Origin of the sequence: Stenotrophomonas sp. SRS1, from assembly GCF_026130205.1 — a bacterium.
Taxonomy (GTDB): Bacteria; Pseudomonadota; Gammaproteobacteria; order Xanthomonadales; family Xanthomonadaceae; genus Stenotrophomonas; species Stenotrophomonas rhizophila_B.
In genome coordinates this window covers 484,128-496,789 of sequence record NZ_JAINFD010000003.1, presented here as the reverse complement: position 1 = coordinate 496,789, position 12,662 = coordinate 484,128, and the positions used below count along the sequence as shown (strand labels likewise).

Genomic DNA, 12,662 nt, shown 5'->3' with positions numbered 1-12,662 from the left:
GATGCCGGGACGCGTGATTCCCGGTCCGATGGGGAGCCTGTTGTCGTAAGGCGCTAGCACCCGGAGAGCATACTCATGGCAAAGAAAGTTGTCGGTTATATCAAGCTGCAGGTGAAGGCCGGTCAGGCCAACCCCTCGCCGCCGGTCGGTCCTGCGCTGGGTCAGCGTGGCCTGAACATCATGGAATTCTGCAAGGCCTTCAATGCCGCCACGCAGAAGCTGGAGCCGGGTCTGCCGGTGCCGGTCATCATCACGGCCTACTCGGACCGTACCTTCACCTTCATCACCAAGAGCACCCCGGCTGCCGTGCTGCTCAAGAAGGCTGCGGGTATCTCCTCGGGTTCCAAGCGCCCGAACACCGAAAAGGTGGGCAAGGTGACCCGTAAGCAGCTCGAAGAGATCGCCAAGACCAAGGAAGCAGACCTGACGGCTGCCGATCTGGATGCCGCGGTGCGCACCATCGCCGGTTCTGCCCGTTCCATGGGCCTCGTGGTAGAGGGTTAAGAAGATGGCACAGACCAAGCGTGAGAAGGCCATCAAGGCCGCCGTCGTCCCGGGTAAGGCATATGCCTTCGAGGACGCCATCAAGATCCTGAAGACCGCTACCAAGGCCAAGTTCGTCGAGTCCTTCGACGTCGCTGTGCGCCTGGGCGTGGACGCCAAGAAGTCCGACCAGCAGGTGCGCGGTTCCACCGTGCTGCCGTCCGGTACCGGCAAGAGCGTGCGCGTTGCCGTCTTCGCACCGGCCGGTGCCAAGGCTGACGAAGCTCTGGCCGCTGGCGCCGAAGCCGTGGGCATGGACGATCTGGCCGAGAAGATGCAGGCCGGCGATCTGAACTACGACGTCGTCATCGCGACCCCGGACGCCATGCGCGTCGTGGGTAAGCTGGGCACCGTGCTCGGCCCGCGCGGCCTGATGCCGAACCCGAAGGTCGGCACCGTCTCGGCCAACCCGGGCGAAGCCGTCAAGAATGCCAAGTCGGGTCAGGTGCGTTACCGCACCGACAAGGCCGGCATCATCCATTGCACCATCGGCAAGGCCGACTTCGCCGAAGACGCGCTGAAGTTGAACCTGCAGGCGCTGCTGATGGATCTGGTCAAGGCCAAGCCGGCCACCTCGAAGGGCACCTACCTGCAGAAGGTATCGGTCAGCTCGACGATGGGCCCGGGCGTGACCATCGACCAGTCCTCGCTGTCGCTGAAGTAATCGTTTAAAGCGGGTACCGGGCCCCGGTCCGGTACCCGCGATATTTGAAGGCAATCCGAGTGGGGCTCGCCCTGCAGAGATAGCCGTCAAAGACCGCAGGCGCGGTCAGTACATACCGGCGACGGGCAGGGATGCTCGCATTGGCAGGGAGTCGCCGCCGGCGCAGTACCGAACGCTTAATCGATTCTTTCGGGAATCACCCTGCGTAGATGGTGCCCTTCTGGAGTTTTTCTGGTTTACGCACGTCTGGGTTTTCCCAGGTTGGCCATCCAGGTCTAGAACGGCCCACCCTTGGAACATCACCTGATGTTCCCGGCGTCCAGGATGGATGCCGCCCAGGACCGCACACGGCAGGAGCCGTAAGCGGAGTTCAATTGGAGGAGTGCAATGGCTCTCAATCTGTCCCAGAAGCAAGAAGTAGTCGCCGAGCTGGCAGACGTCGCCGCCAAGGCCCACTCCTTGATCGCAGCCGAATACGCTGGCACCACGGTCTCCCAGATGACCGCGATGCGCAAGCAGGCACGCGAAACCGGCGTTTTCTTGAAAGTTGTCAAGAACACGCTGGCGGCACGTGCAGTGGAAGGTACCGAATACGAATGCGCCAAAGACGCGCTCGTCGGTCCGCTGCTGTACGCGTTCTCGCTCGAGGAGCCCGGCGCAGCCGGTCGCCTGATCAAGGATTTTGCCAAGACCAACGACAAGCTGCAGGCAAAGGTCGTGGCCATCGGCGGGGAACTGTTCCCGGCTGGCCATGTCGACGTGCTGGCCTCGCTGCCGACCCGTGATCAGGCCCTGGCCATGCTGGCCCGCGTCCTGGCCGAGCCGGTCACGATGTTCGCCCGTGCCGTCAAGGCCGTGGCCGACAAGCAGGGTGGCGGTGAAACCGCTGACGCTGCCGAGCCGGTCGCCGAAACCGCCTGAGTCGACGTTTCCGTGGTTCCGAACGGAACCTCAACCCAGAAAATTATCCAAAGGTAATCAAAATGTCCCTTACCAACGAACAGATCGTCGACGCCATCGCCGAGAAGTCCCTGATGGAAGTGATGGAGCTGGTCAAGGCCATCGAAGAGAAGTTCGGCGTCTCCGCCGCTGCTCCGGTCGCCGCAGCAGCTGCTGCTGGCCCGGCTGCCGCTGTTGAAGAGCAGACCGAATTCGACGTCATCCTGAAGTCGGCCGGCGACAAGAAGGTCGAAGTCATCAAGGCTGTCCGCGCCATCACCGGCCTGGGCCTGAAGGAAGCGAAGGATCTGGCAGAAGCCGGCGGCATGATCAAGGAAGCCGCTTCGAAGGACGACGCTGCCAAGTTCAAGAAGGACCTGGAAGCTGCTGGCGCGACTGTCGAAGTCAAGTAAGCAGTTCCTTGCCTCGCCATCGAATCACGGCGATGCAGCCAAGGCTGGGGGCGTAAGCCCCCGGCCTTTGGTCGTTTCACGCAACACCCGAAATACGAGCCCAACACGGGCTGCCGTCATCCCCCGTCACAGCAGCGCCCAGGCGCGCGGGCAGGGGAGTGGATGCAGACGAGTTGGCAGTTGGAAGTAGCGGGAGAAGGCGTGCTGGTGCCGGCAATACCAGCGACTTCCAACTGACAATTTCAGTTTCCCCTCGGGTCGTGGACGCACGATCCGCACAGCCAAGGTGATACCTCATGACGTCTTATTCGTTCACCGAAAAGAAGCGTATCCGCAAGGATTTCGGCAAGCAGCGCTCGATCCTCGAAGTGCCGTTCCTGCTCGCCATCCAGGTCGATTCCTACCGTGAATTCCTGCAGGAAAACGTCGATCCGGCCAAGCGCACGGACCACGGCCTGCATGCGGCCCTGAAGTCGGTGTTCCCGATTTCCAGCTACAGCGGCAACGCCGCCCTGGAATACGTCGGCTACAAGCTCGGCGATCCCGTGTTCGACGAGCGCGAGTGCCGCCAGCGTGGCATGAGCTACGGCGCGCCGCTGCGCGTGACCGTGCGCCTGGTGATCTACGACCGTGAGTCGTCGACCAAGGCCATCAAGTACGTGAAGGAGCAGGAGGTCTACCTCGGCGAGATCCCGCTGATGACCGAGAACGGCACCTTCATCGTGAACGGTACCGAGCGCGTGATCGTCTCGCAGCTGCACCGTTCGCCGGGTGTGTTCTTCGACCACGACCGTGGCAAGACCCACAGCTCGGGCAAGCTGCTGTACAGCGCCCGCATCATCCCGTACCGCGGTTCCTGGCTGGACTTCGAGTTCGACCCGAAGGACGCCCTGTTCACCCGTATCGATCGTCGCCGCAAGCTGCCGGTCTCGATCCTGCTGCGTGCGCTGGGTTACAGCAACGAAGAGATGCTGGCCGAGTTCTTCGAGATCAACACGTTCCACATCAACCCCGATGAAGGCGTCCAGCTGGAGCTGGTGGCCGAGCGTCTGCGTGGCGAGACCCTGAACTTCGACCTGGCTGACGGTGACAAGGTCATCGTGGAAGCCGGCAAGCGCATCACCGCGCGCCACGTCAAGCAGCTGGAAGCCTCGGGCATCGCCGCCCTGGCCGTGCCGGACGATTACATCGTCGGCCGCATCCTGTCGCACGACGTGGTCGATGCGAACACCGGTGAGCTGCTGGCCCAGGCCAACGACGAAATCACCGACGAGCAGCTGCAGGCCTTCCGCAAGGCCGGTGTGGACGCCGTGGGCACCCTGTGGGTGAACGATCTGGATCGTGGCCCGTACCTGTCCAACACCCTGCGCATCGATCCGACCAAGACCCAGCTGGAAGCGCTGGTCGAGATCTACCGCATGATGCGTCCGGGCGAGCCGCCGACCAAGGATGCCGCGCAGAACCTGTTCCACAACCTGTTCTTCACCTTCGAGCGCTATGACCTGTCCACGGTCGGCCGCATGAAGTTCAACCGCCGTGTCGGCCGCAAGGCTGTCACCGGCGAAGCTGTGCTGTACGACCGCAAGTACTTCGGTGAGCGCAACGACGAAGAGTCCAAGCGTCTGGTCGCCGAGCATGCCGACACCTCCGACATCCTGGAAGTGATCAAGGTCCTGACCGAGATCCGCAACGGTCGTGGCGTGGTCGATGACATCGATCACCTGGGCAACCGTCGCGTGCGTTCGGTCGGTGAAATGGCCGAGAACGTGTTCCGTGTGGGCCTGGTCCGCGTCGAGCGCGCGGTCAAGGAACGCCTGTCGATGGCCGAGTCCGAAGGCCTGACCCCGCAGGAGCTGATCAACGCCAAGCCGGTCGCTGCAGCCATCAAGGAGTTCTTCGGCTCCTCGCAGCTGTCCCAGTTCATGGATCAGAACAACCCGCTGTCGGAAGTGACGCACAAGCGTCGCGTCTCGGCCCTGGGCCCGGGCGGTCTGACCCGCGAACGCGCCGGCTTCGAAGTGCGCGACGTGCATCCGACCCATTACGGCCGCGTCTGCACCATCGAAACGCCGGAAGGCCCGAACATCGGCCTGATCAACTCGCTGGCCGTGTACGCCCGCACCAACCAGTACGGTTTCCTCGAGACCCCGTACCGCAAGGTTGCTGACGGCAAGGTCTCCGACGAGATCGAATTCCTGTCGGCCATCGAAGAAAACGAGTACGTCATCGCCCAGGCCAACGCCCTGACCGATGCCAAGAGCATGCTCACCGAGCAGTTCGTGCCGTGCCGTTTCCAGGGTGAGTCGCTGCTCAAGCCGCCGGCAGAAGTCCACTTCATGGACGTCTCGCCGATGCAGACCGTGTCGATCGCTGCCGCGCTCGTTCCGTTCCTGGAGCACGATGACGCCAACCGCGCACTGATGGGCGCCAACATGCAGCGTCAGGCCGTGCCGACCCTGCGTGCCCAGAAGCCGCTGGTGGGTACCGGTATCGAACGCGCCGTGGCCCGTGACTCCGGTGTGACCGTGAACGCCCGTCGTGGCGGCGAGATCGTGCAGATCGACGCCGGCCGCATCGTGGTCAAGGTCAACGAAGTGGAGATCACCGACGCGACCGACGCCGGCGTGGATATCTACAACCTGATCAAGTACACCCGTTCCAACCAGAACACCTGCATCAACCAGCGTCCGCTGGTGGAAGTGGGCAACGTGGTGGCGCGTGGCGACGTGCTGGCTGACGGTCCGTCCACCGACATCGGTGAACTGGCCCTGGGCCAGAACATGCTGATCGCCTTCATGCCGTGGAACGGCTACAACTTCGAAGACTCCATCCTGCTTTCCGAGCGTGTGGTGGAAGAGGATCGTTACACCACGATCCACATCGAAGAGCTGACCTGCGTTGCGCGTGACACCAAGCTGGGGCCGGAGGAAATCTCCGCCGACATCCCGAACGTCTCCGAGCAGGCGCTGAACCGTCTGGACGAGAGCGGCGTGGTGTACATCGGTGCCGAAGTCCGCGCCGGCGACATCATGGTCGGCAAGGTCACCCCGAAGGGCGAAAGCCAGCTGACCCCGGAAGAGAAGCTGCTGCGCGCGATCTTCGGCGAGAAGGCCTCGGACGTGAAGGACAGCTCGCTGCGCGTGCCGCCGGGCATGGACGGCACCGTCATCGACGTGCAGGTCTTCACCCGCGACGGTATCGAGAAGGACAAGCGCGCCCGTCAGATCGAAGAGTCTGAAATCAAGCGCGTCAAGAAGGACTTCGACGACCAGTTCCGCATCCTGGAAGGCGCCATCTACGCCCGTCTGCGTTCGCAGATCGTGGGCAAGGTGGTCAACGGCGGTGCCAACCTGAAGAAGGGCGACACCGTTACCGAGGCGTACCTGGATGGCCTGAAGAAGGCGGACTGGTTCGCACTGCGCATGAAGGACGAGGACGCCTCCGAAGCCATCGAACGCGCCCAGAAGCAGATCCAGGCGCACGAGAAGGAATTCGAGCGTCGCTTCGCCGACAAGCGCGGCAAGATCACCGCGGGCGACGATCTGGCCCCGGGCGTGCTGAAGATGGTCAAGGTCTTCCTGGCCGTGAAGCGTCGCATCCAGCCGGGTGACAAGATGGCAGGCCGCCACGGCAACAAGGGTGTGGTCTCCAACGTGGTGCCGGTCGAAGACATGCCGTACATGGCCTCGGGCGAGACCGTGGACATCGTGCTGAACCCGCTGGGCGTGCCGTCGCGTATGAACATCGGCCAGATTCTGGAAGTGCATCTGGGCTGGGCCGCCAAGGGCCTGGGTCGCAAGATCCAGGGCATGCTGGAAGCCCAGGCCGCGATCAACGACCTGCGCAAGTTCCTGGACGAGGTGTACAACCACGACAAGACCCAGCACGCCAACCACGTCGACCTGGCCCAGTTCAGCGATGAGGAGCTGCTGCGCCTGGCCGCCAACCTGACCGACGGCGTGCCGATGGCAACGCCGGTGTTCGACGGTGCGACCGAAGCCGAGATCAAGCACATGCTTGCTCTGGCCGACCTGCCGCTGAGCGGCCAGACCCAGCTGTATGACGGCCGCACCGGTGAGGCATTCGATCGCCACACCACCGTTGGCTACATGCACTACCTGAAGCTGAACCACCTGGTCGACGACAAGATGCACGCCCGTTCGACCGGCCCGTACTCGCTCGTTACCCAGCAGCCGCTGGGCGGCAAGGCGCAGTTCGGTGGTCAGCGCTTCGGTGAAATGGAAGTCTGGGCGCTGGAAGCCTACGGCGCGGCCTACACCCTGCAGGAAATGCTGACGGTGAAGTCCGATGACGTGCAGGGCCGCAACCAGATGTACAAGAACATCGTCGACGGTGAGCACGAGATGGTCGCGGGCATGCCGGAATCCTTCAACGTGCTCGTGAAGGAAATCCGCTCGCTGGCCATCAACATGGAACTGGACGGCAACTGATCGCGCAGGCGCGGCTGCCCCGGCAGCCGCGCCGCCACATCTGAACCGACAGCCCCATCGACAAGATTTCCTCCTTTCGGAGAAACACCATGAAAGACTTGCTCAACCTCTTCAACCAGCAGCGTCAGACGCTGGACTTCGACGCGATCAAGATCGCGCTGGCCTCGCCGGACCTGATCCGTTCGTGGTCCTTCGGCGAAGTGAAGAAGCCGGAAACCATCAACTACCGTACGTTCAAGCCGGAACGTGACGGCCTGTTCTGTGCCGCCATCTTCGGACCGGTCAAGGACTACGAGTGCCTGTGCGGCAAGTACAAGCGCATGAAGCACCGCGGCGTTGTCTGCGAAAAGTGCGGCACCGAAGTCACCCTGGCCAAGGTGCGCCGCGAGCGCATGGGTCACATCGACCTGGCCTCGCCGGTCGCGCACATCTGGTTCCTCAAGTCGCTGCCCTCGCGCATCGGCCTGATGCTGGACATGACCCTGCGTGACATCGAGCGCGTGCTGTACTTCGAAGCCTACGTGGTGACCGAGCCGGGCCTGACTGCCCTGGAGCGCCGCCAGCTGCTGACCGAAGAACAGTACCTGCAGGCCCGCCAGGAACATGGCGACGACTTCGATGCCGCCATGGGCGCCGAGGCCGTGTACGAACTGCTGCGCACCATCGACCTGCAGTCGGAAATGATCCGCCTGCGCGAAGAAATCGCCAGCACCGGTTCGGAAACCAAGCTCAAGCGACTGACCAAGCGCATCAAGCTGGTCGAGGCCTTCCTCGAGTCGGGCAACCGTCCGGAATGGATGGTCATGACCGTGCTGCCGGTGCTGCCGCCGGATCTGCGTCCGCTGGTGCCGCTGGACGGTGGCCGCTTCGCGACCTCCGATCTGAACGACCTGTACCGCCGCGTCATCAACCGCAACAACCGCCTGCGCCGCCTGCTCGAGCTGAACGCGCCGGACATCATCGTGCGCAATGAAAAGCGCATGCTGCAGGAATCGGTCGATGCGCTGCTGGACAACGGCCGTCGCGGCCGTGCCATCACCGGCACCAACAAGCGCCCGCTCAAGTCGCTGGCCGACATGATCAAGGGCAAGCAGGGTCGCTTCCGTCAGAACCTGCTGGGCAAGCGCGTGGACTACTCGGGCCGTTCGGTCATCGTGGTCGGTCCGTACCTGCGCCTGCACCAGTGCGGCCTGCCGAAGAAGATGGCGCTGGAACTGTTCAAGCCGTTCGTCTTCGCCAAGCTGCAGCGTCGTGGCCTGGCCACCACCATCAAGGCCGCCAAGAAGCTGGTCGAGCGCGAAGAAGCCGAAGTCTGGGACATCCTGGAAGAGGTCATCCGCGAACATCCGGTGATGCTGAACCGTGCGCCGACCCTGCACCGTCTGGGCATCCAGGCGTTCGAGCCGGTCCTGATCGAAGGCAAGGCCATCCAGCTGCATCCGCTGGTCTGCACCGCGTTCAACGCCGACTTCGACGGTGACCAGATGGCCGTCCACGTGCCGCTCTCGCTGGAAGCCCAGCTGGAAGCGCGTGCGCTGATGATGTCCACCAACAACATCCTGTCGCCGGCCAACGGCGAGCCGATCATCGTGCCGTCGCAGGACGTCGTGCTGGGTCTGTACTACATGACCCGCTCGCTGGTGAACAAGAAGGGCGAGGGCATGGCCTTCGCCAACATCGCCGAAGTCAAGCGCGCCTACGACAACCGCGTGGTGGAACTGCACGCACGCGTCAAGGTCCGCATCACCGAAGTGGTGACCGACGAGGAAGGCAACAAGCAGAACAAGACCTCGATCGTGGACACCACGATCGGTCGCGCCCTGCTGGCTGAAATCCTGCCGGAAGGCCTGCCGTTCGCGCTGGCCAACACCGAGCTGACCAAGAAGAACATCAGCCGCCTGATCAACTCCAGCTACCGTCAGCTGGGCTTGAAGGACACGGTCGTGTTCGCCGATAAGCTGATGTACACCGGCTTCGCCTACGCAACCCGTGCTGGCGTGTCGATCGGCATCGACGACATGCTGATTCCGGACGAGAAGCGCGGCATCCTCACCGAGGCCGAAGCCGAAGTGCTGGAAATCCAGGAGCAGTACCAGTCGGGCCTGGTCACCGCCGGCGAGCGCTACAACAAGGTGGTCGACATCTGGTCGCGCACCAATGAACGCATCGCCAAGGCGATGATGGACACCATCGGTACCGAGAAGGTGGTCAATGCCGAAGGCGAGACCATCGACCAGAAGTCGATGAACTCGCTGTACATCATGGCCGACTCCGGTGCCCGTGGTTCGCAGGCGCAGATCCGTCAGCTGGCCGGTATGCGTGGCCTGATGGCGCGACCGGATGGCTCGATCATCGAAACGCCCATCAAGGCGAACTTCCGTGAAGGCCTGAACGTGCAGGAGTACTTCAACTCCACCCACGGTGCCCGTAAGGGTCTGGCCGATACCGCGCTGAAGACGGCGAACTCGGGTTACCTGACCCGTCGTCTGGTCGACGTGGCGCAGGACGTGGTCATCACCGAGGTGGATTGCGGTACCACCGAAGGCCTGACCATGACCCCGATCGTGGAAGGCGGCGACGTCGTGGAGCCGTTGAAGGACCGCGTGCTGGGTCGTGTCGTGGCCGAGGACGTGTTCCTGCCGGGCAACGACGAAGATCCGATCGTGACCCGCAACACCCTGCTCGACGAGCAGTGGGTGGCCAAGCTGGAAGACGCCTCGGTGCAGTCGGTCAAGGTCCGTTCGACCATCAGCTGCGCCTCGCCGTTCGGCGTGTGCGCACACTGCTACGGTCGCGATCTGGCCCGCGGCCACATCGTCAACATCGGCGAAGCGGTCGGCGTCATCGCTGCGCAGTCGATTGGTGAGCCGGGTACCCAGCTGACCATGCGTACGTTCCACATCGGTGGTGCGGCGTCGCGAGCTGCTGCGGTCGACAACATCACCGTCAAGACCACCGGTTCGGTGAAGTTCAACAACCTGAAGTCGGTCGAGCACGCCAGCGGTTCGCTGGTGGCGGTCTCGCGTTCGGGCGAAATGTCGGTGCTCGATGCCCACGGCCGTGAGCGTGAGCGTTACAAGCTGCCGTACGGCGCGACCATCACGTCCAAGGACGGCGATGCGGTCAAGGCTGGCCAGACCGTGGCCAACTGGGACCCGCATAACCACCCGATCGTGTCCGAAGTGGCCGGTTTCATCCGCTTCATCGACTTCATCGACGGCGTCACGGTCATCGAGAAGACCGACGAACTGACCGGCCTGGCGTCGCGTGAAATCACCGATCCGAAGCGTCGTGGTTCGCAGGCGAAGGACCTGCGCCCGATCGTGCGTATCGTGGACAAGAACGGCAACGATCTGACCATTCCGAACACGGATCTGCCGGCGCAGTACCTGCTGCCGCCGCGCTCGATCGTCAACCTGCAGGACGGTGCCGCCGTCGGCGTGGGTGACGTGGTCGCCAAGATCCCGCAGGAAGCGTCCAAGACCCGTGACATCACCGGTGGTCTGCCGCGCGTCGCCGATCTGTTCGAAGCACGCAAGCCGAAGGATCCGGCGATCCTGGCCGAGCGCTCGGGCATCATCAGCTTCGGTAAGGACACCAAGGGCAAGCAGCGCCTGATCATCAAGGACACCGATGGTTCGGAACACGAAGAGCTGATTCCGAAGTACCGCCAGGTGATCGTGTTCGAAGGTGAGCATGTGACCAAGGGCGAAACCGTCGTGGACGGCGAGCCGAGCCCGCAGGACATCCTGCGTCTGCTGGGTGTCGAGCCGCTGGCGGCTTACCTGGTCAAGGAAATCCAGGACGTGTACCGCCTGCAGGGCGTGAAGATCAACGACAAGCACATCGAGGTGATCACCCGCCAGATGCTGCGCAAGGTCGAGATCACCGATCAGGGCACCAGCAAGTTCCTGAATGGCGAGCAGGCCGAGCGCCAGCGCGTCATCGAGGAAAATGCCCGTCTGGCCACCCGCAACGAGCTGCCGGCCCGTTTCGATCCGGTCCTGCTGGGTATCACCAAGGCCTCGCTGGCGACCGAGTCGTTCATCTCGGCGGCGTCGTTCCAGGAAACCACCCGCGTGCTGACCGAAGCTGCCGTCCGCGGCACCTCGGACAACCTGCGCGGCCTGAAGGAAAACGTCATCGTCGGCCGTCTGATTCCGGCCGGTACGGGCCTGGCGTACCACGCCAACCGTCGTCGCAACGCCTCCGGGCTGACCGACTCGGAAATGCAGACCCTGTCCGGCAGCACGCCGGCGGTGGCTGAGGTGGCTGCTGTTGCCGCCGTGGCGGCCGTCGAGCCGACCGACGCCGAGCAGGCGCCGGGCAGCGACGAGTAATACGCAGGCCCGGCTCCGGCCGGGCCCGCGGCAGGGCAGGGCGCCGACCCCGGTCGGCCTCTTGCCTGGCAGGTCCGGCCACGGGTCGGACCGGATCGGCAGCACCGGCCACTGGTCGGATGCCTGTCGATGAGGTAGGATGCCCGCCGGTCTTTCAAAGGACCGGCTTGACAACCTGAACGGGGGGCATGGAAAAGGCTCCCCTGTAACGGCCCGGGATCAGGGCTGGCTTGGCGCGTGCGCATTTGACTGCGTTTTCGCCGGGTTGCTACAATCGTCTGTCTCAGCAGGCCGGTCTTTCGCCTGCTCGCACATTTCCGCATTCATGGCCAGTCTTTTCATTGGCCTCTCTCAGAAGAACATACTGATGGCGACGATCAATCAGCTTGTCCGCAAGCCGCGGCAGGCAACCACTTATAAGAGTGCCTCCCCGGCCCTCGATAAGTGCCCCCAGCGCCGTGGTGTCTGCACGCGCGTGTACACCACCACTCCGAAGAAGCCGAACTCGGCGCTTCGCAAGGTTGCCAAGGTTCGCCTGACCAACCAGGAAGAAGTGATTAGCTACATCGGCGGCGAAGGCCACAACCTGCAGGAGCACTCCGTGGTCCTCATCCGTGGCGGTCGCGTCAAGGATCTGCCGGGTGTGCGTTACCACACCGTGCGTGGCTCGCTGGACGCCTCCGGCGTTGCCAAGCGTCGCCAGGGCCGTTCCAAGTACGGCGCCAAGCGTCCGAAGAGCTAAGGGAAAGTACACATGTCTCGTAAAGGTAATACGCCGCAGCGCTCTGTCCTGCCGGATCCGAAGCACGGAAGTGAAACCATCGCTCGTTTCATCAATATGGTGATGCTGAGCGGCAAGAAGTCGGTCGCTGAAAAGATCGTCTACGGTGCCATGGACGTGATCGGCGAAAAGAACCCGAATTCCGTCGAGCTGGTTCAGAAGGCTCTGGAAAACGTGGCTCCGTCGGTCGAAGTCAAGTCCCGTCGTGTCGGTGGTGCCACCTACCAGGTGCCGGTCGAAGTGCGTTCGTCGCGCAAGATGGCGCTTGCCATGCGTTGGCTGATCGACTCGGCGCGTAAGCGTGGTGAGAACACCATGCCGAAGAAGCTGGCTGCCGAACTGCTGGACGCCTCGGAAAATCGTGGTGGCGCTATCAAGAAGCGCGAAGAAACCCACCGCATGGCCGAAGCCAACAAGGCCTTCGCGCACTACCGCTGGTGAGTTTGACGGCCTTGCAAAACAGGCACGGCAGCACCATCTAGGTGCTGCCCCGCGGCACCTGGGGTGCCGCGCCAATCCGAAGGCCGCCGA

General features: G+C 63.2%; 8 protein-coding genes. All 8 read left to right on the top strand.

Annotation, left to right across the window (positions count from 1 at the left end; genetic code table 11):
* Positions 1-75 precede the first annotated feature (75 nt).
* On the top strand, positions 76-504 hold the full coding sequence (rplK, locus tag K4043_RS13090) for a 50S ribosomal protein L11 (RefSeq protein ID WP_019186116.1): 429 nt from the start codon (positions 76-78) through the stop codon (positions 502-504).
* Positions 505-508: 4 nt separating this feature from the next.
* Positions 509-1,207 (top strand): 50S ribosomal protein L1, encoded by a 699-nt coding sequence (rplA, locus tag K4043_RS13085; RefSeq protein WP_121044663.1) that lies wholly within the window; start codon positions 509-511, stop codon positions 1,205-1,207.
* Positions 1,208-1,594: 387 nt separating this feature from the next.
* Positions 1,595-2,128, top strand: a complete 534-nt coding sequence (gene rplJ / locus K4043_RS13080; protein ID WP_123728446.1) for a 50S ribosomal protein L10 — start codon at positions 1,595-1,597, stop codon at positions 2,126-2,128.
* Positions 2,129-2,190: 62 nt separating this feature from the next.
* Positions 2,191-2,559 carry a 50S ribosomal protein L7/L12 gene (gene rplL / locus K4043_RS13075; RefSeq protein ID WP_019186119.1) on the top strand — a complete coding sequence of 123 codons (369 nt, stop codon included), beginning with the start codon at positions 2,191-2,193 and terminating at the stop codon, positions 2,557-2,559.
* A gap of 296 nt (positions 2,560-2,855) precedes the next feature.
* Positions 2,856-7,010, top strand: a complete 4,155-nt coding sequence (gene rpoB, locus K4043_RS13070) for a DNA-directed RNA polymerase subunit beta (protein WP_265309559.1) — start codon at positions 2,856-2,858, stop codon at positions 7,008-7,010.
* Between the two features lie 89 nt (positions 7,011-7,099).
* On the top strand, positions 7,100-11,350 hold the full coding sequence (gene rpoC / locus K4043_RS13065) for a DNA-directed RNA polymerase subunit beta' (protein ID WP_123728448.1): 4,251 nt from the start codon (positions 7,100-7,102) through the stop codon (positions 11,348-11,350).
* A 367-nt stretch (positions 11,351-11,717) separates the two neighbouring features.
* Positions 11,718-12,092 carry a 30S ribosomal protein S12 gene (gene rpsL, locus K4043_RS13060; RefSeq protein WP_017356008.1) on the top strand — a complete coding sequence of 125 codons (375 nt, stop codon included), beginning with the start codon at positions 11,718-11,720 and terminating at the stop codon, positions 12,090-12,092.
* A gap of 12 nt (positions 12,093-12,104) precedes the next feature.
* Positions 12,105-12,572 carry a 30S ribosomal protein S7 gene (gene rpsG, locus K4043_RS13055; protein WP_019186122.1) on the top strand — a complete coding sequence of 156 codons (468 nt, stop codon included), beginning with the start codon at positions 12,105-12,107 and terminating at the stop codon, positions 12,570-12,572.
* The last annotated feature ends 90 nt before the right edge of the window (positions 12,573-12,662 follow it).